Origin of the sequence: Novosphingobium anseongense (assembly GCF_037482895.1) — a bacterium.
GTDB classification, from domain to species: domain Bacteria; phylum Pseudomonadota; class Alphaproteobacteria; order Sphingomonadales; family Sphingomonadaceae; genus Novosphingobium; species Novosphingobium anseongense.
Genome location: NZ_JBBHJZ010000003.1, coordinates 607029 through 630723, shown reverse-complemented (window position 1 = coordinate 630723; position 23695 = coordinate 607029). Strand labels below are relative to the sequence as shown.

General features: G+C 67.2%; 20 protein-coding genes. 14 read left to right on the top strand and 6 right to left on the bottom strand.

Annotated elements, in window-relative coordinates; translation table 11 throughout:
• The first annotated feature begins 139 nt into the window (after positions 1–139).
• The 7 genes from WG901_RS16990 (at position 140) to WG901_RS16960 (ending at position 7274) form a co-directional block, all read left to right on the top strand.
• Positions 140–664 (top strand): invasion associated locus B family protein, encoded by a 525-nt coding sequence (locus tag WG901_RS16990; RefSeq protein ID WP_339588279.1) that lies wholly within the window; start codon positions 140–142, stop codon positions 662–664.
• A 36-nt stretch (positions 665–700) separates the two neighbouring features.
• Entirely contained in the window at positions 701–1984 is a 1284-nt protein-coding gene (gene rlmN / locus WG901_RS16985) for a 23S rRNA (adenine(2503)-C(2))-methyltransferase RlmN (RefSeq protein ID WP_339588278.1), read from the top strand.
• Positions 1985–2109: 125 nt separating this feature from the next.
• Positions 2110–2478 carry a glycine zipper 2TM domain-containing protein gene (locus tag WG901_RS16980; RefSeq protein ID WP_339588277.1) on the top strand — a complete coding sequence of 123 codons (369 nt, stop codon included), beginning with the start codon at positions 2110–2112 and terminating at the stop codon, positions 2476–2478.
• An 84-nt stretch (positions 2479–2562) separates the two neighbouring features.
• Positions 2563–3324, top strand: a complete 762-nt coding sequence (locus WG901_RS16975; protein WP_339588276.1) for an SDR family oxidoreductase — start codon at positions 2563–2565, stop codon at positions 3322–3324.
• 43 nt (positions 3325–3367) lie between these two features.
• Positions 3368–4657 (top strand): cyclopropane-fatty-acyl-phospholipid synthase family protein, encoded by a 1290-nt coding sequence (locus WG901_RS16970; protein WP_339588275.1) that lies wholly within the window; start codon positions 3368–3370, stop codon positions 4655–4657.
• Positions 4658–4695: 38 nt separating this feature from the next.
• On the top strand, positions 4696–5997 hold the full coding sequence (locus tag WG901_RS16965; protein ID WP_339588274.1) for a cyclopropane-fatty-acyl-phospholipid synthase family protein: 1302 nt from the start codon (positions 4696–4698) through the stop codon (positions 5995–5997).
• A gap of 62 nt (positions 5998–6059) precedes the next feature.
• Positions 6060–7274: an argininosuccinate synthase gene (locus WG901_RS16960; protein ID WP_339588273.1), complete on the top strand. Its 1215-nt coding sequence runs from the start codon at positions 6060–6062 to the stop codon at positions 7272–7274.
• Between the two features lie 902 nt (positions 7275–8176).
• Here the strand turns inward: WG901_RS16960 and WG901_RS16955 are convergent.
• The 3 genes from WG901_RS16955 to WG901_RS16945 are packed head-to-tail and all read right to left on the bottom strand — an operon-like array spanning position 8177 to position 9418.
• A complete protein-coding gene (locus WG901_RS16955) occupies positions 8177–8593 on the bottom strand; it encodes a CHRD domain-containing protein (RefSeq protein ID WP_339588272.1) in 417 nt (138 codons plus the stop codon).
• Between the two features lie 40 nt (positions 8594–8633).
• Complete coding sequence (locus WG901_RS16950) at positions 8634–9017, bottom strand: limonene-1,2-epoxide hydrolase family protein (protein WP_339588271.1); 384 nt, start codon at positions 9015–9017, stop codon at positions 8634–8636.
• On the bottom strand, positions 9017–9418 hold the full coding sequence (locus WG901_RS16945; RefSeq protein WP_339588270.1) for a limonene-1,2-epoxide hydrolase family protein: 402 nt from the start codon (positions 9416–9418) through the stop codon (positions 9017–9019). Before WG901_RS16945 ends, WG901_RS16950 begins: the two co-directional genes overlap by 1 nt.
• Before the next feature lie 228 nt (positions 9419–9646).
• Between WG901_RS16945 and WG901_RS16940 the strand changes: the two genes are divergently transcribed.
• Positions 9647–10066, top strand: coding sequence for a nuclear transport factor 2 family protein (locus WG901_RS16940; protein WP_339588269.1), 420 nt, complete (start codon positions 9647–9649; stop codon positions 10064–10066).
• A gap of 221 nt (positions 10067–10287) precedes the next feature.
• Here the strand turns inward: WG901_RS16940 and WG901_RS16935 are convergent, their stop codons facing one another.
• From WG901_RS16935 to uvrA, 3 genes are all read right to left on the bottom strand, one after another.
• Positions 10288–10731 (bottom strand): CHRD domain-containing protein, encoded by a 444-nt coding sequence (locus WG901_RS16935; RefSeq protein WP_339588268.1) that lies wholly within the window; start codon positions 10729–10731, stop codon positions 10288–10290.
• A gap of 307 nt (positions 10732–11038) precedes the next feature.
• A complete protein-coding gene (locus WG901_RS16930) occupies positions 11039–12448 on the bottom strand; it encodes a hypothetical protein (RefSeq protein WP_339588267.1) in 1410 nt (469 codons plus the stop codon).
• A 243-nt stretch (positions 12449–12691) separates the two neighbouring features.
• Positions 12692–15631 (bottom strand): excinuclease ABC subunit UvrA, encoded by a 2940-nt coding sequence (gene uvrA, locus WG901_RS16925; RefSeq protein WP_339588266.1) that lies wholly within the window; start codon positions 15629–15631, stop codon positions 12692–12694.
• A 296-nt stretch (positions 15632–15927) separates the two neighbouring features.
• Between uvrA and WG901_RS16920 the strand changes: the two genes are divergently transcribed.
• The 6 genes from WG901_RS16920 (at position 15928) to WG901_RS16895 (ending at position 23646) form a co-directional block, all read left to right on the top strand.
• A complete protein-coding gene (locus WG901_RS16920; RefSeq protein ID WP_339588265.1) occupies positions 15928–18408 on the top strand; it encodes an esterase-like activity of phytase family protein in 2481 nt (826 codons plus the stop codon).
• A gap of 146 nt (positions 18409–18554) precedes the next feature.
• A complete protein-coding gene (locus WG901_RS16915) occupies positions 18555–18716 on the top strand; it encodes a hypothetical protein (protein ID WP_339588264.1) in 162 nt (53 codons plus the stop codon).
• Positions 18717–18924: 208 nt separating this feature from the next.
• Entirely contained in the window at positions 18925–20091 is a 1167-nt protein-coding gene (locus WG901_RS16910; RefSeq protein ID WP_339588263.1) for a cell wall hydrolase, read from the top strand.
• 196 nt (positions 20092–20287) lie between these two features.
• The gene (locus WG901_RS16905) at positions 20288–20551 is read left to right on the top strand and encodes a hypothetical protein (RefSeq protein WP_339588262.1); all 264 of its coding nucleotides are present in this window, start codon (positions 20288–20290) and stop codon (positions 20549–20551) included.
• 77 nt (positions 20552–20628) lie between these two features.
• Positions 20629–21570, top strand: a complete 942-nt coding sequence (locus tag WG901_RS16900; protein ID WP_339588261.1) for a Coq4 family protein — start codon at positions 20629–20631, stop codon at positions 21568–21570.
• Between the two features lie 228 nt (positions 21571–21798).
• Positions 21799–23646 (top strand): putative bifunctional diguanylate cyclase/phosphodiesterase, encoded by a 1848-nt coding sequence (locus WG901_RS16895; protein ID WP_339588260.1) that lies wholly within the window; start codon positions 21799–21801, stop codon positions 23644–23646.
• The last annotated feature ends 49 nt before the right edge of the window (positions 23647–23695 follow it).

The following is a 23695-nucleotide window of genomic DNA, read 5'->3' as shown; positions in this document are numbered from 1 at the left end:
CTTGGATGAGGGTGGCCGCGGCCGAGCGCCAAGCTTTCCTACGCGCGCGGATTCTGCGAAGACCCCGGAAATGGCCGGCAAACTCCCCTCCCTTCGCGAAGCGCACGCGGCATCCGACCGCGGTTTCCCGGCTCCCGGTTTGCGTTCGCTGAACCGTGTCACCTTTGTCACCTTTGTCACCTTTGTCACCTTGTGCACTCTGGCCCTGCTTCTCCCCGCCCCGGCAGCGGCGCGCGACAGCCTCGGCATGTTCTCGACCTGGGGTGCCTTCCGCGATCCGGCCGTGCCGCGCTGCTATGCCCTGGCCATGGCCGAGCCGAGCACCAAGCAGCGCGACTATCAGCCCTATGCCGCGATCGGCACCTGGCCGCGACGCGAGGTTCGCGGTCAGGTGCATCTGCGCCTTTCGCGCAAGCTGGCGCCGGCCTCGCGCATCGTGCTGACCGTCGGACGCGAGCGCTTCGAGCTGACCGGCGGCGGCGGCGACGCCTGGGCGGTCGATCGGCGCATGGACGCGGCGATCGTTGCCGCGATGCGCTCGGCCAGTGCGATGACGGTCTCGGCGCGTGACGCCAAGGGCGGCGGCTTCTCCAACACCTGGCCGCTGACCGGCGCCGCCACGGCCATGGACGCCGCCTCGATCGGCTGCGTCCAGCAGAGGTAGAATTTTCCCCACAACGCGACTATATGCGCCGTTCCCATGGCAGATACGAACCTGATGCAGATCCCCGGGCATATCGACCCGCTTCCCGTCGCGCGCGACATCACCCCGCGTGAGGATGGCCGCGTCGACCTGCTCGGCCTGCCCAAGAAGGACATCGCCGCGCTGTTCGAACAGGCCGGGCTCGACGCCAAGGCGGCCAAGCTGCGCGCCAAGCAGGTCTACCACTGGCTCTATCACCGCGGCGTCACCGACTTCGAAGCGATGACCGACATCGCCAAGACCATGCGCCCCTGGCTGACCGAACGCTTCATCGTCGGCCGGCCGGAGATCGTCGAAGCCCAGGTCTCGACCGACGGCACGCGCAAGTGGCTGCTGCGCACCGCCGACAACCACGACTTCGAGATGGTGTTCATCCCCGACGCCGACCGCGGCACGCTCTGCGTCTCGAGCCAGGTCGGCTGCACGCTCAACTGCCGCTTCTGCCACACCGGCACGATGCGGCTGGTGCGCAACCTGACCCCGGGCGAGATCGTCGGCCAGGTCATGCTGGCACGCGACGCGCTCGGCGAATGGCCCAAGGGCCGCATGGACTTCGCCTTCGCCGCCGATGATGGCGCTGAAGAGGACGAGGACGGCGGCGACTATCGCGCCGACGGGCGCCTGCTGACCAACATCGTCATGATGGGCATGGGCGAACCGCTCTACAATTTCGACAACGTCCGCGACGCGCTGCGGCTCGTCATGGACGGCGAAGGCCTGGCGCTGTCGAAGCGCCGGATCACGCTGTCGACCAGCGGCGTCGTGCCGCTGATGGCACGCGCCGGCGAAGAGATCGGCGTCAATCTCGCGGTCTCGCTCCACGCGGTGACCAAGGAAGTCCGCGACGAGATCGTGCCGATCAACAAGAAGTACGGCATCGAGGAACTGCTCCAGGCCTGTGCCGACTATCCGGGCGCCTCGAACGCGCGCCGCATCACCTTCGAATACGTGATGCTCAAGGACAAGAACGACAGCGACGCCGACGCGCGCGAGCTGATCCGGCTGATCAAGCAGTACAAGCTGCCCGCCAAGGTCAACCTGATCCCGTTCAATCCCTGGCCCGGCGCCGCCTACGAGTGCTCGACCCCCGAACGGATCCGACGCTTCTCCGAACTCGTCTTCGAGGCCGGGATCAGCGCGCCCGTGCGCACCCCGCGCGGCCGCGACATCGATGCCGCCTGCGGCCAGCTCAAGACCGCGGCCGAGAAGAAGAGCCGCGCGACCCGCGACCGCGAGGAGCTCGAGAAGCTCTATGCCGAAAAGGAAGCCGCGCTGGGCTGAGCATTCGTCGCGTCACCACGTCGGCTCACCGTACAAATCTGCACATAACGATCCGTTCATCGACGGTTGAGGTGCCCTGTCCGAACGCATTTCGGCAGAAGCACAACAACATGAGGACAACGATCATGCGCAAGACCCTTCTCGCTCTGACGCTCGCCGCGGTCGCCATGCCGACCGTGCCGGTCTTCGCCGACCCGCCGCATTGGGCGCCTGCCCACGGCCGCCGCGCCCAGGGCCTCTACGACGGCAATGGTCGCTATCGCGAACCGCACCGGCTGGGCCGCAACGACCGCGTCTGGCGCGGCAATGACGGCCGCTACTACTGCAAGCGCGGCAACGGCACGACCGGCCTGATCGTCGGTGCGGCCGCCGGGGCCCTGCTCGGCCGTGCGATCGATACCCGCGGTGACCGCGTGCTCGGCACGCTGCTCGGCGGCGCCGGCGGCGCCCTCCTCGGCCGCGAGATCGACCGCGGCGAAGTACGCTGCCGCTGACGAGCGCACCGCCCCGGCGTGCTTTCGCCGGGGCGGACGTTTTCCCGGTTTCCTAACGCCTTGGCCTGTGCTTGGCTGAGGCCCATGCTTTCCCCAAGGCCACCCGCAGTCCTCGTCACCGGCGGCGCCCGACGCATCGGCGCGATCATCGCCAGGAGCTTCGCCCAGGCCGGCTGGCACGTGGTGATCCACCACAAGGATTCGCACGACGAGGCCGAAGCCCTGGCCGCCACGCTTCCGTCCGCGGAAATCGTCCAATGCGATCTTGCCGATATATCGGCATCGGCCGCGATGATCGCAGCGCTCGCCGCGCGGCTCGACGACTGGCGGGTTCTGGTCAACTGCGCCGCGGTGTTTCACGAGGACACGGCGCAGTGCCTCGATCCGGACGTCTTCCTCGAAGCCGTCACCGTCAACGCCGGCGCGCCCGCGCGCATGGCGCAGGTCTTTCTCGCTCAGGCGCGCGCGCAGAGCGGACGCCGCGTGATCGACCTCACCGACATGAAGATCGCCAATCCGAACCCGGATTTCTTCTCCTACACGATGGCCAAGCACGCCTTCGCCGCGACCGTGCAGATGATGGCCATGGCCCAGGCCGATCCCGCCGACCGCGTCTACGGCCTCGCCCCGGGCGCCATGCTCCCAAGCTTCGACCAGGCGCCCGAGGAACACCTGACCAGCGGCCGCATGAACCTGCTCGAACGCCTGACCGATCCGCAGGAACTGGCCCAGGCCGCGCTGTTCCTCGCAGAAGGCTGGCTGGCCAGCGGCGAGACGCTGTTCGTCGATTCGGGCCAGCACCTGCTCGCCCAGCCACGCGACGTGCTTTTCCTCGCGCGCGAATAATCCGCGCTTGCGTCGCAATTCGGCGGCGATAGTCTCGCGCTTCATGTGGTTGTTGGACAAGTTCCTGAGCCGGCTGGTCACCAAGGGCCGGCTTGTCGTCACCGATCATGACGGGCGTGAATACGTCTACGGGCCGGAGGGCGAAGTTCCGATCCATCTCCGCTTCACCGACAAGGGTGCCGCGCTCCACGTCGCGCGCTATCCGCAGATGGGCGCGGGCGAGGCCTATATGGACGGGCGGATGCTGGTCGAGGCGCCACACGACATCCGCGACCTCGTGCTGTTCATCGCGCGCAACGCCGAGGAAGACCACGAGACGCATTACCGGCCCAAGGGCCCGCTGCGTCAGCTCGCCTTCCGCGTCGCTTCGAAGATCGACAGCTACAACAACCAGCGCGCCGCGCGGCGCAATGCCGAGCATACCTACAACCTCACCCGCCGGCTCTACGAGCTGTTCCTCGACGAGGACCGGCAATATACGATGGGCTATCACCGCACGCCCGACGTCAGCCTCGAGCAGGCGCAGCTCGACAAGAAGGCGCACATCGCCGCCAAGCTCTACCTCGACAGGGCGACGAGCTCGGGCAAGACCGTGCTCGACATCGGCTGCGGCTGGGGCGGGCTCGCGCTCTATCTGCACAAGCATTACGACGTCGACGTGCTCGGCGTCGCGCTCGCGCCCGACCAGATCGAGTTCTGCCGGCAGCGTGCGGCCAAGGCCGGCGTGTCGGACCGCGTCAAGTTCGAGCTGATGGACTACCGCGACGTCGAGGGCCAGTTCGACCGGATCACCTCGGTCGGCCTGCTCGAACACGTCGGCACGCCGCAGTATCCGGCGTTCTACGAACACGCGTTCAAGCTGCTCAAGCCCGAGGGCGTGATGTTCTCGCACTGCTGCGGCCGCGCCCACGGCCCCGGCGTAACCGACGCCTGGACGCGCAAGTACATCTTCCCCGGCGGCTATATCCCGGCGCTGTCCGAGATGGTGGTCGAGAGCGAGAAGGCCGGCTGGCAGATCATGGACGTCGAGGCCATGCGCTTCCACTATTCGCACACGCTCGAGGAATGGCTGCGCCGCACGCAGATGCACCGCGAGGAGATCGTCGCGCTCTACGACGAGCGCTTCTTCCGCATGTGGGAGTTCTACCTCGCCGGCGCCGAGCAGGCCTTCCGCTATGGCGGCATGGTCAACTGGCAGCTCCAGTACGTGAAGCGCCGCGACGCGATCCCGATGACGCGAGACTATATTCACGAGGAAAGCGCCCGCCTCCGCGCCAGCGACACGCCGCCGGCCTGGCATTTGGCGCCAGAAGCGCAGCAGGCCGCCGAATGACTTGCAACCGCGACGCGGCTGGCTAGGCTCCGCGCGTTATGTGGCTGCTCGACAAGATGCTTCGCCAGCTGATCCGCGAGGGTCGGCTCGTTCTTACCGACCATGACGGCAAGGTCTACGAATACGGCCCCGGTGGCGGCGACACGATCGCCGTCCGCCTGACCGACAAGGGCGCGGCGATGCACATCGCCAAGAATCCGCGCATGGGCGCGGGCGAGGCCTATACCGATGGCCGCCTGGTGATCGAAGCGCCGCACGACGTGCGCGATTTCGTGCTCTTCGTCATGGGCCAGGCCAACCGCGGCAATACCGGCAAGCTCAAGCCCAAGGGCGCGCTGCGCAAGGCGTTCGGCAAGCTCGCCTACAAATGGGAGCAGAACCGGCGCGACCGCGCGAGCGCCAACGTCGTCCACCATTATGGCCTGACGCGCGAGTTCTACGAGCTGTTCCTCGACGAGGACCGCCAGTATTCGATGGGCTTCTTCCGCGATCCGTCGGATTCGCTCGAACGCGCGCAAATCGACAAGAAGGCGCTGATCGCCGCCAAGCTGCGCCTCCAGCCCAAGCCCGACGGCACGCCGCAGCGCGTGCTGGACATCGGCTGCGGCTGGGGCGGCATGGGGCTGTTCTACAACAAGCACTACGGCTGCGAAGTGCTCGGGGTCAGCCTGGCGCCCGATCAGGTCAAGTTCGCCAACGAGCGCGCCGAAGCGCTGGGCGCCGCCGACAAGGTCAAGTTCCAGCTGATCGACTACCGCGACGTGCAAGGTCCGTTCGACCGGATCAGCTCGGTCGGCATGTTCGAGCACGTCGGCGCGCGCCACTACGACGAGTATTTCGCCAAGACGAGCGACCTGCTCGCCGACGATGGTGTGATGCTGACCCACACGATCGGCCGCAAGGGTGCGCCGGGCGGCGACGACCCCTGGTCGCGCAAGTACATCTTCCCCGGCCACCACATCCCCGCGATGAGCGAGATGGTGGGCGCGATGGAGCGCACGCGCTGGGAGGTCGCCGACGTCGAAGTGCTGCGTTACCACTACGCGCATACGCTCGCCGAGTGGTATCGCCGCGTGAAGCTGCACGAGAAGGAAATCGTCGCGCTTTACGACGAGCGCTTCTTCCGCATGTGGCAGTTCTACCTCGTCGGCGGCGAACAGAGCTTCCGCGGCGCGGGCATGGTCAATTTCCAAGTCCAGTCGGTAAAGCGCCGCGACGCCGTACCGATGACGCGCGACTACATCATCCACGAGGCCGCGCGGCTTTCGGCTTTGGAGGAGGCGCCCGAGTGGCATCTCGATCCGAAGCTGCGCGCTGATAGCATGGAGGCGGCCGAGTAGCGGTTGCGACTCCCCCCCCACCCTGTTAGGCGCCCCGCAAATTCATTCGGAGCCTGCACATCATGTCGGACATCAAGAAGGTCGTTCTCGCCTATTCGGGCGGCCTCGACACCTCGGTCATCCTGAAGTGGCTGCAGGTCACCTACGGCTGTGAGGTGGTGACCTTCACCGCCGATCTCGGTCAGGGCGAGGAGCTCGAACCCGCGCGCGCGAAGGCCAAGCTGATGGGCCTGCCCGACGCGAACATCTACATCGACGACCTGCGCGAGGAATTCGTGCGCGACTTCGTCTTCCCGATGATGCGCGCCAATGCCCGCTACGAGGGCGACTATCTGCTCGGCACCTCGATCGCGCGGCCGCTGATCTCGAAGCGGCTGATCGAGATCGCCAAGGAAACCGGCGCCGACGCCGTCGCGCACGGTGCCACGGGCAAGGGCAACGACCAGGTCCGTTTCGAGCTGTCGGCCTATGCGCTCGAACCGAGCATCAAGGTCATCGCCCCGTGGCGCGAGTGGGACCTGACCAGCCGCACCGCGCTGATCGCCTGGGCCGAAGAGCACCAGATCCCCGTCCCCAAGGACAAGCGCGGCGAGAGCCCCTTCTCGACCGACGCGAACCTGCTGCACACCTCGTCTGAGGGCAAGGTGCTGGAAAATCCGTGGGATGAGACCCCGGACTATGTCTACTCGCGCACCGTCAATCCCGAGGACGCGCCCGACCAGCCCGAATACATCACGATCGACTTCGAGAAGGGTGACGGCGTCGCGCTCAACGGCGAGGCGATGAGCCCCGCCACGCTGCTGACCGCGCTCAACGAACTCGGCCGCAAGCACGGCATCGGCCGCCTCGATCTGGTCGAGAACCGCTTCGTCGGCATGAAGAGCCGCGGCATGTACGAGACGCCCGGTGGCGAGATCTATGCCCGCGCCCACCGCGGCATCGAGCAGATCACGCTCGACCGCGGCGCCGCGCACCTCAAGGACGAGCTCATGCCCAAGTACGCAGAGCTCATCTACAACGGCTTCTGGTTCGCCCCCGAGCGCGAGATGCTCCAGGCGGCGATCGACCACAGCCAGGAGAAGGTCGCCGGCACGGTCCGCCTCAAGCTCTACAAGGGCAATGCCTCGGTGGTCGGCCGCAAGAGTCCCAACAGCCTCTATTCCGAGCGCCACGTGACCTTCGAGGACGATGCGGGCGCCTACGACCAGAAGGACGCGGCGGGCTTCATCAAGCTCAACGCGCTCCGTCTGCGCCTGCTGGCCCAACGCGACCGGTAGTTTTTCTCGGCGAGTCAGGGACATGGCTTCCTGGCTCGCCGCACCGGCCGAACACCCCCGAAAAGTTATCCAGCGCTGTCCACTGCCTTTGCGGCGGGCTGTGGATAAGTGTCATTAAAATGTCTTGCACGACTCGGGCATGAAGCGCAGCCTCAGGTCATCGGAAGGGAAAAACCTCCATCACTTTCGGGAATAAACTCCTGAAAGAGATAGAGACTTTTAAACCGGAAGAGACGGCAGCGATGCCCGCAGCAGCGTCGGAAAACACGCCTGGTTCTTTCTCTCGAAGGGCCTGGCAAACCGCAGATGCCGCGAGAGGCGCGCTACCGTTAGCCGGATCGCCGCGGCCCGAAAGGAACGCCCGAAAGCCTGCTTCGGCAGGATTGAGAGCTGACCGAACGGCACGGCAGGGAAGCCAACCGACGGGAGCAATCCCGAAGGGGAAGCCGAGCTGACGGAACGCAGCGATCGGGTTGGAACCGCCAGGCGGACGGAACGGTGCTTCGGTACCCGACCACCGCCTGACGGGGCCCATCGCCGGCTGGCACCGCCGGTAGGAGCTTTGCCGGTCCGGAACGCCGAAAGGCGCTGAACGACCGACCAGGGCGACAGGCGCAAACGATCCGAACGGGTGGCTCCAACAGGCCGCGCGCCAGGATCGGGCCCGATGCGACGAGCATCACGATGCAGCAGTACCTCATGGGTGCGGAACGCACTCGTCGGTGCTCGGTCACGCATCACCGCGGCCAGCCACCTGATCGTCCGGGATCGCCCGCAAGGGGGAAGCAGGGCCGTGCGGACGGTGGAAGCAGGCGACAGCGGGGCCGGCAGCAATGCCGGCCCCTTCCTGTTTGGGGCGCTTCCCCCCCCGAGCATGGCTCGAGGAGGAACGGCGCCAACCCTCACTTCGTCGCGAGCTGACCGCGGACCGCGCCGCCGGGGAAGTCGGCCGTATGGACGTTGACATAGTAGCCCGCGGGGTTGGCGACGATCGCCTTGAGCACGTCGGGCTCGACCGCGACGCATTCGTCGCTCGCGCCGGTGACGGCGACCGTGATCACCGGCGGGCCATTGGTCCCGGCGGCACCGGTGTGGACGTGCGCCATCGTCGGCTTGGCGATCTTGGCGACGGTCAGGGTGTAGCAGAAATCGCCGGCCTCGGCGTCGACGTCGGCGGCGAAAGCCCCGGTGCCGTCGGTATCGGCGCCCGCGCCGGTGAGCGCAGCGGTCAGCTTGACCGTCGCGGCCTGGGCGGCGGCGAGCGGGGTGGCGGCGGCCGCCACGATCAGCATGGGGGCAAGCAGCAAGCGCGTCTTCATCGGATGTCTCCCTCGTGGAAAGGTGGTCGGGCGCCGCCGATCAGGCCGGCGGCGCGCCCTTGATCGTATCGAAATAGTCGCGCCAGGCGGTGATCTTGCCGTCGGCGATCTCGAAGATGCCCATCACCGGCACGGTCATCACCGTCTCGCCCGCGGCGTTCAGGATATAGTCGATCCGTTCGGTCAGCACCTTGTCGCCCGTCTCGGCGATCGCGAGCAGATCGATCTTCATTGCCGCCATCCCCGTCGCCGCGGTGAACTGCTCGAAGAAGGCCACCGCCTCGGCCTTGCCTTTGGTGGTGATGACGCCGTGGTTGTCCCAGACGGTGTCGTCGGTGAAATAGGCGTCGACCATGGCCGGGAAGCTGTCGGGCTGCTCCCAGCTCGTGACGAACCGGGTGACGAGATCGGCCAGCACGGACATCAGCCCTGCCCGGCCTGCGCCATCAGCGCTGCGGCGCCGGCGGAATCGAAATAGTCGCGCCAGGCGGCGATACGGCCGCCTTCGATCTCGAAGATGCCCATGACCGGCGCCGAGAACAGCACCGTGCCGTCGGCGGCGACCATGTGGTCGATCCGCTCGGTCAGCACCTTGCTGCCCGTCGTCGCCACGGCGAGATTGTCGACCTTGATCGTCGTCAGTCCGAACGAGTCCATCAGCTGGTGGTTGAGCGCGATCGCCTCGTCGATGCCGGTGGTTCGCGCGAGGCCGACATTCTCCCATACGGTGGTCGCGGTGAAATGGTCGCGCACCGACTGGTCGAGCCCGCCGGGCCTCTCCCATAACGCGAGGAACTGGGTAACCGTCTCGGCCGGTGTCGTCATCGCGCGCTCTCCCCCGCGGCTCGCAACGGAGAATGCGGCCGCGGCGCGGGCTTGTAAAGCCGGCGATAAGGTGACGAAGGTGACGAAAGTGACAGGGTCCAGGGGAGAGACCGTCACCTTGTGCGCGAGGACGAGGCTTTGGCAACACGGATCGGCCGCGACCAAATTTTCGCAAGCCGGGGTCTGACAAATTTGCGATGAGTAGGAAACGCCGCGAAGGGGAGGCCGATGCCCGAAGACGACTACCAGGTGCAGCGTGCGATCACCGCCTATTCGCTGCTGACCGGCCGCGGCGACTGGGCCCCCGTGCTCGCGCTGTTCACCGCCGACGGCGTCTGGGAGATCCCGCATCTCGGCCTGCGCTTCGCGGGCCAAGAGGCGATCCGCGCGGCGCTCGCCCAGCTCTCGGCCGATCTCGAATGGGTGTTCCAGCACAATGCCCCCGCGCTGATCGAGGTCAGGGGCGACACGGCCACGGCCCGCTCGGGTATCCGCGAAGTCGGCAAGCGCAAGGGGCGCGACGAAAGCGTCGAATATTGCGGGATCTACGCAGACACGCTGGTTCGGACGAGCGAGGGCTGGAAGTTCACGCGGCGGGTGTTCGAGGGGGTGGGGACGATCAGCGCGAGGCTGGTTTCAACGCTCTGACTTTGCCGACGTTGCGGTCGTTCGGCGCACCGCCATGTCGCCAATAGCAGCCATCGCCCGACGCGCACGCGCGCCACATTGGCACTTTGTAATGTGCGCGAGTGACCACAACCGACTAGGGTGTCCGTGCCGGTGCGGGAACACCGGCCAACAATCTCTAAAGGGACCCCTGACTTCCCCGCTCGTCGCGGGGTATTTTTTGTCTGCCAGGCCCCCTGCTTTTAACGCCCCAGTTGCCCACGCACGGCGCCATTGGGATGGGCCGCATTGTGCACGTTCACATAGTAGCGCTCGGGATGCTGGCTCAGCTTGATCGCGAGTTCGGCGGTCAAGGTGGCGCAGGCCTGGGCCGTGCCGTTCGCCGGGGCGAGCAGAGTCACCACCGGCGGACCGTTCTCGCCCAGAACGCCCGCGTGGATATGCGCGGCGGTGGGCTGGTCGATACGATCGACCTTGAGGACGTAGCAGAGCTGGTCGAGCGTTTCGTTGAACCGCGCCTCCAAGCTGCCCGCGCCGTCGGCGTCGGCCGGCGGAATCTCGTCGCCGCCGCTGAGCCGCGCGTGGATCGGCGCGGCGACCGGCGGATCGCTCGCGGCGGCCTGAAGCGGCGACAGGGCGGCAAGCAGCGCGCCGGCAGCGGCGAGCAGGACGAAGGGAGAGGACATCGGAATCTTTCGCGCATGAGGTGGCCGGCGCTGCGGGGGTGGGGGTGGGGTCCAGGGGAACGCGCCGGCCTATCGATCTAACGTCGCGGTGGGGCTGGGGTTCCGGGGTTTGGACGCGCGGTTGTGGATAAGCCCGCACTTGAACGACCTCGCTCGTTCGATCCTCCCCTGCAAGGGGAGGTGGCAGCGCGTAGCGCTGACGGAGGGGTGTAACCGTCAGCTGGGACACCCCTCCACCACGTCGCTACGCGACGCAGTCCCCCTCCCCCTATGGGGGAGGATCTTCCTTTTCCGCTCCGCCCCGCGCTTACCGCACGCGTGTCTCGTAGTCGGGCTTGCGCGCCGCCAACTGCCGGCGGCGCTGCGCGGGGGTGAGCCTCGGCAGACCGGCAATCGTGGCGATCTCGCTCGCCTTGATCACCTTGACCTCGCGGATCAGGCCCTCGCCCTTGAGGTCCGCAGGGATCGCCTGCCAACGCAGGATGCCGATGCCGTCGAGCAGCCCCGTGGTGTCGAGCCAGTTGGCCGCGCCCGGGTCCTTCGGCGCGATGACGTAGGTCACGCTGCCGTCGGCATTGGGCGTGACCTGGCTGCCGTTAAGGCAGACCTGGTTTGCCCTCGCGTCGGGCGCGATCATCCAGGGGTCGTTGAGCTGGAAACCCGTGTACCTGGCCCCACCCGTCGTGGTGGTGACCACCATCGCCTCGTCGGGCGCGAGGTGGAAGTTGAGGCCGGCGACGAAACCCCAGCCGCCGGGGCGCTGCTGCGGCGCCGAATGCTTGTTCGGCCCGAGCCCGCCGAACCAGATGTCGGGGAACTTCGACCAGAAATCGACATAGGCCTCGAGATCGCGCAGCGCGAGTTCGCGGACCTGGGCGAGGCCGAACGCGGGCGCATCGGCCACCGGGTCAAGCCGCCTCACGGTGAGACCCGAAGCGCGCTGCTTCCAGTCCGACAGGATGTCGCGCACGCCGATCGCCACCGGGCCCGAGGCGGGGATGACCAGGTGATTGGGGCTCGCCCAATTTTCGTTTCCTGGGCCCGCGCCCGCGTCGCTCGCCAGAGTGATGCGGAAGCGGCCCTGGGCGTCGACGACGAAGGCGTCCTGGTTGATCTGCGACTGCGCCTGCGGATCCGGCGCCTTCGTGCCGCCCTTGGCCGTGGGCGTCATCATCGTGCTGGGCCGCGCCTTGTCCGCGGTGTGGATCTCGATCAGCACCTGGGTCGGGCGGCTGTCGGGGTGGTACTGGCCGAGGATCTCGTAGCGACCGCCGCCGGCGATCGAAGCGGTGCGGTAGATCGCGTCGGGATTGTCGCCCGAGGTGCCGACGCCGCCGAGCCGGTAGCCGTTCCACTCGCGCGGGGTGTCGTCGGTGCCCCAGAGGAAGCCCGGCCGCGCGAGGTCCTTGTCGAGCTCGCCGAAGATCAGCGAATTGGTCCACTGCGCGAGCGCGTGATCGACCAGCCGCGCGGCATCGGGCAGCGTCTGGGCGCGCGGGCTGGCGGCGAGCTTGGCGCGGATCGTCGCCTGGAGCGCCTTGAGCGCGGGGTCCTGCAGAAGCTGGCGCAGGATCGCCTCGGCCCGGAGCTGCGGCGGGGTGGCGAGCCAGGGGCGTGCGGCGGTGGCGGCCAGTGCGATGTTGGGTGCGAGGCCGGCGGCGGTCGTGGCGCCGAATGCGGCGAGCGCAGAACGACGGGTCAGGTGGAATGGATTCACGGCGATGCTCTCCCTGCGGTGGCGAACGCCTGCGGTTATCCGCTCGTCGTTATTCGCCGCGAGGATGCGCAATCGGCAAGGCAGAGGCAAGAGGGATAGTGCACGCTATCCTCCCCGGTACGGGGAGGGGGACCGCGACGCGAAGCGGCGTGGTGGAGGGGGCCGTCGGCAAACCCGGCGGTTGGAGGCGAGCCCCCTCCACCAGCCTGCGGCTGGTCCCCCTCCCCGTGCCGGGGAGGATCCCTACTCCGCCGCGACGCTCTCCTTCGCGCGCTCGAGCAGCGGTGCCAGATAATGCCCGGTGAACGAGCGCGGGTTGGCCGCGACCTGCTCGGGGGTGCCCTCGGCGACGATCTCGCCGCCGCGCACGCCGCCCTCGGGGCCAAGATCGACGAGCCAGTCGGCGGTCTTGATGACGTCGAGGTTGTGCTCGATCACCACCACTGAATTGCCCTGATCGACCAGCCGGTGGAGCACTTCGAGCAGCTTGCGCACGTCCTCGAAGTGGAGACCCGTGGTCGGCTCGTCGAGGATGTAGAGCGTCTGCCCCGTCGAGCGACGGCTGAGCTCCTTGGCGAGCTTGACCCGCTGCGCCTCGCCGCCCGACAGGGTCGTCGCCTGCTGGCCGACCTTGACGTAACCGAGGCCGACTTCGACGAGCATCGCCATCTTGTCGCGGATCGGCGGCACGGCCTTGAAGAACGCCTCGGCATCCTCGACCGTCATGTCGAGCACGTCGGCGATCGACAGGCCCTTGAACTTCACCTCGAGCGTCTCGCGGTTGTAGCGCTTGCCGTGGCACTCCTCGCAGGTGACGTAGACGTCGGGCAGGAAGTGCATCTCGATCTTGATCAGGCCGTCACCCTGGCACACCTCGCAACGGCCGCCCTTGACGTTGAAGCTGAAGCGCCCGGGCTTGTAGCCGCGCGCCAGGCTCTCGGGGAGCCCCGCGAACCAGTCGCGAATCTGGGTGAAGGCGCCCGTGTAAGTGGCGGGGTTCGAACGCGGGGTCCGGCCGATCGGCGACTGGTCGATCTCGATCACCTTGTCGCAATGCTCGAGCCCGGTGATCCGGTCGTGCGCCCCCGCGATCACGCGCGCGCCGTTGAGCGTGCGCGCGGCGCCGGCGTAGAGCGTGTCGATCGTGAAGCTCGACTTGCCCGAGCCCGAAACGCCCGTGATGCAGCAGAAGGTGCCGAGTGGAATGCTCGCGGTCACGTTCTTGAGGTTGTTGGCGCGCGCGCCCTCGACCGTGATCTTCTTCTTGTTGCCCTTGCGGCGCTTTTCGGGAACCTCGATCCGCCGCGCACCGGTCAGGTACTGGCCGGTGAGGCTGTTGGGGTTGTTCAGGATATCGTCGAGCGTGCCTTCGGCGACGATCTCGCCGCCGTGGACGCCCGCGCCGGGGCCGAGGTCGACGACGTGATCGGCCATGCGGATCGCGTCCTCGTCATGCTCGACGACGATCACCGTATTGCCGAGATCGCGCAGGCGCTTGAGCGTTTCGAGCAGGCGATCGTTGTCGCGCTGGTGCAGACCGATCGACGGCTCGTCGAGAACGTAGAGCACGCCCGAAAGGCCCGAACCGATCTGGCTGGCGAGGCGGATACGCTGGCTCTCACCGCCCGACAGCGTACCTGAAGTCCGGTCGAGGTTCAGATAGTCGAGCCCGACATTGTTCAGGAATCCAAGGCGTTCGTTGATTTCCTTGAGGATGGCCTTGGCGATCTGCTGCTGGGTCGGGTTGAGCTTGGCTTCGAGCTCGGAGAACCAGCCATAGGCATCGGACACCGACAGCCGCGTGCCGAAGGCGATGTCCTCGCCCGCGACCTTGACCGACAATGCCTCAGGCTTGAGACGCTTGCCGTCGCAGGTCTCGCAGGGCTGCGCGGTCTGGTACTTGCTCAGTTCCTCGCGCATCCAGGCGCTCTCGGTCTGGAGCAGGCGGCGGTTGAGATTGCCGATCACGCCCTCGAAGGCCTTGTCGACCGTATAGCTCTTCTTGCCGTCGACGAAGGTCAGCGGGACCTTCTTGCCGCCCGTGCCGTGGAGGATGATCAGCTTCACCTCGCCCGGCAGGTCCTGCCAGGGCGTGGTCAGGTCGAAGCCATAGGCCTTGGCCAGGCTGGAGAGCACCTGCATGTAATAGGGGCTCGGCGGGTTCGACTTGGCCCAGGGCACGACCGCGCCCTGCTTGAGCGTCAGCGCCTCGTTCGGCACGACGAGTTGCGGATCGAACAGCAGCTTTTCGCCGAGGCCGTCGCAGGCCGGACAGGCGCCCATCGGCGCGTTGAACGAGAACAGCCGCGGCTCGACCGATTCCAGGGTGAAGCCCGAGACCGGGCAAGCGAACTTTTCGGAGAAGACGATGCGGTTCGCGGCGAGGCCTGCGCCTTTCATCGCCCCTCCAGTCACATTTGGGCCCTGCTGTGCCGCTTCCTCCTCGCGACCGGGCACGACACCGTCAGCCAGATCGACATAGGCGAGCCCGTCGGCCAGCTTGAGCGCCTGCTCGAAGCTGTCGGCCAGCCGCGTCTCGATGCCCTCGCGCACGGCGAGGCGATCGATCACCACCTCGATGTCGTGCTTGTACTTCTTGTCGAGCGCCGGTGCCGCGTCGATCTCGACCATCTCGCCGTCGATGCGCACGCGCGTGTAGCCGGCCTTCTGCCACTCGAGCAGCTCCTTGCGGTACTCGCCCTTGCGCTGGCGGACGACGGGCGCGAGCAGATAGAGCCGCGTGCCCTCGGGCAGGGCCATGACGCGATCGACCATGTGCGACACGGTCTGCGCCTCGATCGGCAGGCCGGTGGCGGGCGAATAGGGCACGCCGACGCGCGCCCAGAGCAGGCGCATGTAGTCGTAGATCTCGGTCACCGTCGCCACGGTCGAGCGCGGGTTGCGGCTCGTGGTCTTCTGCTCGATCGAGATCGCCGGGCTCAGCCCGTCGATATGCTCGACGTCGGGCTTCTGCATCATCTCGAGGAACTGGCGCGCATAGGCGCTCAGGCTCTCGACGTAGCGGCGCTGCCCCTCGGCATAGATCGTATCGAAGGCGAGGCTCGACTTGCCCGAGCCCGAGAGCCCGGTGATGACGATCAGCTTCTCGCGCGGGAGCGATACGTCCACGCCCTTGAGATTATGCTCGCGCGCGCCGCGCACGGTGATGTGGGTCAGACTCATGGGAGCGGTTTGTTCCAGATTTGTTCGAGCAAGGCAAGCGGGCGGCGGGACCTTCGCGGCCGGTCATGGCGAATGTGGGAAGCGTTCGGAAGGATGCAACCGGTTCCGCTTGCCGACGGCGCCACCGGGGATCTTCACCCGAACGCGCGACGACACCGCGCCTGGAACGTCGCCAGTCACACCACGGTCAACTTTCCGACCCGAGACCGCAACATCGCTCCCCTAGCCGCACGGACGGCGTTTAACAGGGGGACTCCATCATGAAACTTTTCGCGTTCAGAACGCAGGCATCGCTCGTGGCCATCGGACTCGGGCTGGCAACCACCTCGCCGGCCCTGGCGCAGTCGCGCCAGTCGACGACGGCCAACGTGACCAGCGCCGCGGGCCAGGTCGACGTCGTGCTCGGCGGCGTGACCTTCTCGAACAAGGGGCTGCAGGGCGCGGGCCGTCTCGATGCCAACACGCGCGACTTCCGCAACGAGACGCTGGGCAGCTTCTCGGGCATGGCGATCGACCTCAAGTCCTGGCGGCGCAATGCCGACGGCTCCTATGCCGGCGGCATCTACACCCTGCCCGACCGCGGACCGTTCGACGGCGCGATCGACTATCGCAACCGCGTCCACACCTCGAACATCACCTTCAAGCCGCTCGCCGCCGGCTCGGCCGCGCTGCCGCAGTCGACCGCGTCGCAGAGCCAGGTGACGATCACGCCGACCGGCGGCTTCGTGCTGACCGACACGACGGGCTCCTACATGACCGGCCGCGATCCGGGCGCGAATACCGTCACGCGCGGCGGCATCGTCTACCCGCTCGCGACCGACGGCACCGCCGCCGGCCACATCGCACTCGATGCCGAGGCGATCGCCTTCCGGCCCGACGGCACCTTCTACGTCTCGGACGAATATGCCGATGGCATCTATTACTTCGATGCGACCGGCAAGCAGATCGGCGCGATCCAGACGGTCAACGCGATGCTGCCGCGCAACGCGGCCGGAGCGATCGACTTCAACAGCACCAATCCGGGCGTGACCGGCCGCCGCAACAACCAGGGCCTCGAGGCCATGGCGCTGACCCCGGACAACAAGAAGCTGGCCGTGATCCAGCAGTCGGCGACGGTGCAGGACACCAACGGCGCGAACCAGCAGACGCGCAACAACACGCGCATCCTGGTCTACGATGTCAGCACCAACGCCACCCCGACCCAGCCGATCGGCCACTACGTCCTGCAGCTGCCCATTTTCAACAACAACGGCTCGGGCGGCGCTGCGGACCGAACGGCCGCGCAGTCGGAAATGCTGGCGCTCAACGACAGCCAGTTCCTCGTCCTCGCGCGCGACGGCCTGGGCCGCGGCGTGGCGGCGAACGCCTCGACCTCGACGACGCCGGTCTACAAGTCGATCCTGCTGGTCGACACCAAGGGCGCGACCAATCTCGCGGGCACGACCTACGAGACCGGCACCACCCCCGTCGCGACCAACGGCACGCTGGTGCCCTCGATCGTCTCCGTGCAGCAGGTCGAGCTGATCAACATGCTCAACCCCGTGCAGCTCTCGCGCGTCGGCATGAACATCACGCGCCTGCCCGTCTCGACCCCGACGACCATCAGCGAGAAGATCGAGGCGATGGCGCTTGCGCCCGTGCTCGAAGAGAACGCGCCGCAGGACTTCTTCCTGTTCGTCGGCAACGACAACGACTTCCAGGGCACGAACATCCAGTTCAACGGCACGCCCGGAACATCGGGCGCGCTCGACGGCTCGGGCAACAACGACAGCGTCATGCTCGTCTATCGCCTGACCCTGCCGACCTATGTCGATCCGATGGCGCTGGCGGCGCTCAACGCCACGGCCCCCGCGGTGCTCTACGGCACGCGCGCGGCGCTGACGGGGCTCGGCGCCAGCACCACGGGCCCGGCCATGCGCTTCCTCAACGCCCAGCGCGGCTGGGCGCCCGAGAACGGGCGCAAGCTGCAGCTCTGGGCCGACGCCAACTGGAGCCGGGTCGGCTCGGGCCTGGCGCCGCTCACCGGCATCAAGGGCGACGTGCTGGGCATGACCTTCGGCCTCGACCTGCCCGTGGGCGACAGCTTCCGGTTCGGCGTGACCGCGGGCTATCGCGATCTCCAGGGTTCGTTCGCGCCGGGCGTGCCGCTCGACGTCAAGGCCTGGACCGTCGGCGGCTATGCCGCGCTCGAACTGCCCTCGGGCCTCTATGCCCAGGCCTCGGGCGCCTGGCTCGGCGACGCCAAGTTCAAGCTCCGCCGCGCCTCTGCCTATGGCCAGACCGCCGAAGGCCGCAGCAAGGGCCGGGGCTGGGCCGCGAGCGGCGAGCTTGGCTGGACCTTCGCGCTCGGCGGTGCGGCCAGCTTCGCGCCGTTCGGCACGGTCGACTACGTCGACGTCGACCTGCCCGGCTACACCGAGAGCGGCGCCTCGGTCTCGAATCTCGCCTTCCAGGCGCGCAGCTTCCACAAGCTGACCGCGAGTGTCGGCGGCGAGCTCGCGGTCAAGTTCGGCGCGCTGCGCCCGGCGATCCGCGCGGGCTATGCCTTCGAGGACGAGCGGCGCGACGAGACCACCACGGTGCGGCTCGCTTCGGCGCAGCACACGATGGGCAGCGTGACCTTGCCGCTGGTCAATACCGAACGCGATGCCGCCTTCGGCGAATTGCGCGTCTCGATGCAGCAGGGGCCGTGGTCGGCCTTCTTTTCGGGCCGCGGCAAGTGGGGCCGCGGCGAAGACGAAGCTCAGGTTTCCATCGGCGCAGCGTTCGCCTTCTGAGACTGACCGAAGGCGCGGAGTGGGGTTCTCCGGAACCCTTCTCCCATCCCGACGTTATATATCCGACGGCCCCTTCTCCGGCGCATCCCCACCCCACCCCCCGCCGCGCCGAGAAGGGGTCGCAGCGACGAAACAGGAGTGAGACCATGTCCTTTGGCAAGCTTGCACCCTATCGCCGCCGCACGTTCGGCCGCGAGGGCGAATTCGCCACCGGTTCCCTGTTGTTCGACCTGCATCGCAAGATGCGCAAGGCGATGGGCCTGGAGCCGACCGAGCCGCACAAGACCAGACTTTTCCCCGATCTCTGACGTCCGTCAGCGGTCGTCGGGTCGCGCCCCTCCCCGCTTTGGCGGCGGAGGGGCTTTCTTTTGTCGGACGGCAGCGGCCGAGACCTGTTCCTTAAGGGATTAAGAGTAAGCGCCGAAGCTGTGCCGCTTCGGCACGGCCGGGATTCGCCGGCTGCGGAGCGCGGCGCGACACGGTACGGGCAGGATGCGCGTAGCGACAGCGAGGCCGATGACCGCGATTTCCATCCCCAACACCCTGTTCACCGGAGAGCCCGCGCCGCGCGACTTCTCCGCGCGGATACGGCGTGCTCGGGTGCGCAGCCTGCGCGCGGCCAAGGCACCGCGGCACTATGGCCGGCGGGCGCTGATTCTTCTGGCCGCAGTCGCGCTTCCCGCCTTCGCCGCCCCGCCCGAATGGAGCCCCGCCAACTGGGGCAGCGAGATCGGCGCCACCGGCCAAGTCGGAAACCAGGTCGCACCGATGCCCTTCGAGCGCCCCGGCGACAGCTTCCCCGGCGCGGCTTTCTATTACCTGGCGAACGATGCCGCGCCGCCGGCGCTGGGCGAAGGCGTGCACTCCGATGCCGAACCGGCACCGACCGAAGTGGCCGTGGGCCCCGCGGCCCGTGCGATGCGCATCGACAACAGCGGCGTCGATCGCAGCCGCGCGCTGCAGTGCCTGAGCGCGGCGATCTACTACGAAGCGGCGAGCGAGCCCGACGCCGGTCAGCGCGCCGTGGCCCAAGTCGTGCTTAACCGCGTCGCCCATCCGTCCTATCCCAAGACCGTCTGCGGGGTGGTCTTCCAGGGCTCGGAGCGCAACACCGGCTGCCAGTTCTCCTTCACCTGCGACGGCGCCCTGGCGCGCGTGCCCAACCGGATGTTCTGGCTGCGCGCCGAGAACGTGGCACGCGCGGCGCTGTCGGGCTTCGTCTATGCGCCCGTCGGCCTGGCCACGCATTACCATACGGTCGCCGTACATCCCTATTGGGCGCCCAGCCTCAACTATCTCGGCACGATCGGCGCGCATCGCTTCTATCGCTTCGGTGGCGCCGCCGGCGCGCCGGCGACCTTCCGCTTCACCTATCTGGGCGGCGAGCCGGTGGCTGCGCCGCATGCGCGGGCCGCCACGCCCGGCGCGGTCGAAGCGGCGCCGGACCCCGTCGCGATCCAGCGCGCCTACGATGCCGGCCTCAAGGCCGCGCAGAGCAATGCCTACCTGCCGGGCGGCACGATCGCCGCCGCGACCAAGGCGGCCCCGCCGCCGGTCTATTCGGCCGAACTGCAGCGCCGTGGCGGCGATGCCCTCTATCGCGGCGACGACCTGCCCACCTCGACCGGCGTGCTTCCCGAATACCAGCAGAGCGGCCGCTGGATCGCTCAGCCGGGCGCCTGACCGCCCCCCGCGCAGCCTATCGTGCGGGCGATCCGGCTCGTCCCGGCAAGTGCCCAGATAATATGGCAAACGCTTTGGCAACCATAGGCCAACACCAAGGCTTAGGCGCTGGGGACTAGAACGACGGCAAGAGTTTTCCGGAGTTCGCGCCCTAATGACCATTCGTTTCGCAGCAGCCCGTCGCGGGGATAGCTGCGTGGACCACGTCCTGGGTCGTGCCGCGCTTCTGCCGGCGGCCAACGACAACGTCCGCACCCCCAACGACGATCGCATGCTGCGCGCCGCGCTGCACCACTTTGCCGCGCATGGCCTCGGTGCCGCCGAGGCGGCGCGCGAAAATGCCGAAACCGCCTTCTTCGCCGGCGACCGCGAGCAATATCGCTGGTGGCTCGGCATCTGCCGCATGCTCGATCGCCGCATGGCCGATGCCGTGCGGGTCCGTCGCGAGGCGGCCCAGTAAGATCCGGCCGGGGCGCGGCCGCGCTTCGACCTTAGGATGATTGACGGCAAATTAACCATGGTGCAGTGTTTCGCGCTATGGGATCGGCCACGACTGTATCGGACATCGCGCAAGCAGGCTTTGCCGTTCAGGACGGCGAGCGCCCTTTCGTGCTGCGCGATACGGGCACCGGCGAAGGCGGAACGCTCGCATCGGACATGCTCCGGCCCAACATGCTCGTGCGCCGACATGCCGAGGGCACCGATGTCTTTCCGATCAGCCATCCGGACCGGCCGAAGGCGGTGTTTCGCTTCGCCAAAGCCTGGCATCATTTCCGCATCCTGATCAAGGACAAGGAGCAGACCGAGCAGATCGTCGCGGTCGTCGACGCGCTGCCCTGGCGCAAGCTCGCGGAAGAGGCGAGCGCCTTTCTCGCCACCGAGCGGGGGCGCGCCATTTTCCAGGCGGAGCCCTATCTGCCCGATTTCCTCGACGATCATGCCGCCCTGCGGCGCACCCCCAAGGGCAGCTTCGCCCATGCCTATTGCGATTTCATGGAGCGCGAAGGCCTGTCGGCGGCCGGAATGGTCGAAGCGACGAGCGCGCGGGACAAGGATCAGCGCAAGTTCGGCGATGGCGTCGCCTGGTACATCGACCGGCTGCGCGATTTCCACGACCTCGTTCATATCATGACCGGCTATGGCCGCGATCTTTTGGGTGAACAGTGCGTGCTCGCCTTCACCTATCACCAGCGCCCCTGCCCCGGGAACCTGTTCCTGGCCTGGGCCGGCAACGTGATGATGCGGACCAAGATGCGGACCAAGGCGCCCATCGTCCGCGCCCTGCTCGAGGCCCGTCGCAACGGCAAGCAATGCCCGCGCATCGTGGAACAGCCGATCCAGGAGCTGTTCGCGATGCCGCTCGATACGGTGCGCGAAATGTTCAACGTTCCCGAACCGCATTGGTATCGGAAAGTCCACGAGGTGCTGCGCGCGGATGGCATCGACGCTTACGCCTTCATGGCCAAGCAGGCCGGATAGGTGAGGCGGATTTCTGGCCGGAAATTCAAGATCGCCTCACGTCCGTGATCACGGGCGCTGCACCAGGTTCTAAGTCGTTGTTAACCATTTGGGGTTATCGCGAGCAACGGAACTAGCAGGAAAACGCCCATTCTTCGCGCACGCGCTCTCTTTTCTGGCCTCGGGGTGAGAAGCTCGATTGATCAGCAGGTTCGCAAGACCCTGGTGGCGTCGCTCTATTCCAATCCCATGAGTCTGGTCATCGGCGCGGTCTGCGGCAGCGTGATCTGCCTTGCGGCTGCGCTGTCGACCGACGATCTCGCGATGGAGATCACCGCCTGGTGCGTCGCGGTGATCGCCGCCATTCGAACGGTGATCGTGGTGGCCGCCAAGCGCTTCAAGCGCGCGACGTCCAACGCGCTGGAACTGCACTTCGAGCTCGGCGCCTTCGCCTATGCCGGCGCCGTGGGCGCGCTGGCCGCGCTGGCGACCGCGCACAACGTCCTGTTCGAAGCCCAGATGGTGATCGTCGGCTTTGCGGTGAGCTATGCCACCGCGATCGCGCCGCGCAATGCCGGGCGCCCCGTCATCGCAGTCGGCCAGTTGCTTCTTGTCCTTGCGCCACTGAGCGTGGCGCAATTGTCCAGCGACGAGCCTCTCATCCGCCTGTTTGGCGTCGCGACGCTTTTGCATATCCCCTCGGTCATCTCGATCGCGCTCAACGTCTACCGCTCGCTGCGGGATTCGATCTCGGCCGCCGAGACCAGTTCGCGGCTGGCGGAAAAGATGCAGGTCCTGGCCCGCTCGGACGTGGTCACCGGCCTGCTCAACCGCGCCGGCCTCAATCACCACTTGCTCGATCGCATGCCGACGCTCGATCCGGCGCGGACCTTTGCCCTGTTCTGGATGGATCTCGACCGGTTCAAGGAAGTCAACGACTCGCTCGGTCACCAGATCGGCGACAAGCTGCTCGCCGAAGTGGCCAGTCGCCTCAAGGCCGTCGCCCCCGCCGATGCCACGGTCGCGCGCTTCGGCGGCGACGAGTTCATCGTCGCCTGCGAGACCGGCGACCGCAATCAGACCGAACAACTTGCCAAGCGCATGATGGAAGAGATCGGTCGCCCGATCCGCATCGACGGTGACCGGCTGGAGATCGCGGCTTCGATGGGCATTGCGCTCTATCCCGAAGACGGCCAGGACTTCGACACGCTGATGCAGGGCGCCGACCTCGCGCTCTATCGTTCGAAGGTCAACGGCCGCCAGCAGATCACCTTCTTCGACCCGTCGATGACGCGCAACCTCGTCCGTCGCCGCGAGATCGAGAGCGAACTGCGCCTCGCGCTCCAGCGCGACGAACTGTCGATCTTCTTCCAGCCGCTGATCGATCTCGAAACCGGCCGCATCCGCAGCTTCGAGGCGCTGGTACGCTGGTTCCACCCCGAGAAGGGCGAACTGCGGCCCGACGAATTCATCCCCGTCGCCGAAGAGACCGGCGCGATCATCACCTTGGGCAACTGGATCACCGCCCAGGCCGCCAAGGCCGCAGCGCAATGGCCCGAGGACGTGACCATCGCGGTCAATCTCTCGCCGCTGCAGATCAAGGCGCCCGGCGCCGCCATGGCGATCCTTTCGGCGCTGCGCGAGGCCCGGCTCGATCCCTCGCGGCTCGAGCTCGAGATCACCGAGACCGTGCTGCTCGATCACAGCCAGAACACCGAGACCTTCATCAACGAGCTGGCCGAAGCAGGCGTCCGCTTCGCGCTCGACGATTTCGGCACCGGCTATTCCTCGCTCGGCTATCTCAACAAGTATCCGTTCTCGAAGATCAAGGTCGACCGCAGCTTCATCTCGGGCATCAACCAGGGCAAGAAGAGCGACGCGATCATCCGTGCCGTTTCCGGCATGGGCCAGACCTTGGGCATGGAGATCGTCGCCGAGGGTCTCGAGACGATCGAACAGGTCCGCGCAGTGTCCGAAGCCGGCTGCACGCTCGGCCAGGGCTACTACTTCAGCCGCCCGGTGCCCGACTATCTCGCGGCCATGCTACTCGCCAAGGAACGCGAAAAGCATACCGGCAAGGTTCGCAAACGCGCCTGAACGCTGGCCGGCGGCATCGTGCCGCGTCCGTGCATCGCCGACATGCCAC

Coding starts and splice junctions, on each gene's coding strand:
- WG901_RS16895 (WP_339588260.1), top strand. CDS start 21,799: ATGAGTCTGGTCATCGGCGCGGTCTGCGGCAGCGTGATCTGCCTTGCG.
- WG901_RS16915 (WP_339588264.1), top strand. CDS start 18,555: ATGTCCTTTGGCAAGCTTGCACCCTATCGCCGCCGCACGTTCGGCCGC.
- WG901_RS16940 (WP_339588269.1), top strand. CDS start 9,647: ATGCCCGAAGACGACTACCAGGTGCAGCGTGCGATCACCGCCTATTCG.
- WG901_RS16955 (WP_339588272.1), bottom strand. CDS start 8,593: ATGAAGACGCGCTTGCTGCTTGCCCCCATGCTGATCGTGGCGGCCGCC.
- WG901_RS16975 (WP_339588276.1), top strand. CDS start 2,563: ATGCTTTCCCCAAGGCCACCCGCAGTCCTCGTCACCGGCGGCGCCCGA.
- WG901_RS16960 (WP_339588273.1), top strand. CDS start 6,060: ATGTCGGACATCAAGAAGGTCGTTCTCGCCTATTCGGGCGGCCTCGAC.
- WG901_RS16910 (WP_339588263.1), top strand. CDS start 18,925: ATGACCGCGATTTCCATCCCCAACACCCTGTTCACCGGAGAGCCCGCG.
- WG901_RS16935 (WP_339588268.1), bottom strand. CDS start 10,731: ATGTCCTCTCCCTTCGTCCTGCTCGCCGCTGCCGGCGCGCTGCTTGCC.
- WG901_RS16970 (WP_339588275.1), top strand. CDS start 3,368: ATGTGGTTGTTGGACAAGTTCCTGAGCCGGCTGGTCACCAAGGGCCGG.
- uvrA (WP_339588266.1), bottom strand. CDS start 15,631: ATGAGTCTGACCCACATCACCGTGCGCGGCGCGCGCGAGCATAATCTC.
- WG901_RS16980 (WP_339588277.1), top strand. CDS start 2,110: ATGCGCAAGACCCTTCTCGCTCTGACGCTCGCCGCGGTCGCCATGCCG.
- rlmN (WP_339588278.1), top strand. CDS start 701: ATGGCAGATACGAACCTGATGCAGATCCCCGGGCATATCGACCCGCTT.
- WG901_RS16900 (WP_339588261.1), top strand. CDS start 20,629: ATGGGATCGGCCACGACTGTATCGGACATCGCGCAAGCAGGCTTTGCC.
- WG901_RS16965 (WP_339588274.1), top strand. CDS start 4,696: ATGTGGCTGCTCGACAAGATGCTTCGCCAGCTGATCCGCGAGGGTCGG.
- WG901_RS16950 (WP_339588271.1), bottom strand. CDS start 9,017: ATGTCCGTGCTGGCCGATCTCGTCACCCGGTTCGTCACGAGCTGGGAG.
- WG901_RS16945 (WP_339588270.1), bottom strand. CDS start 9,418: ATGACGACACCGGCCGAGACGGTTACCCAGTTCCTCGCGTTATGGGAG.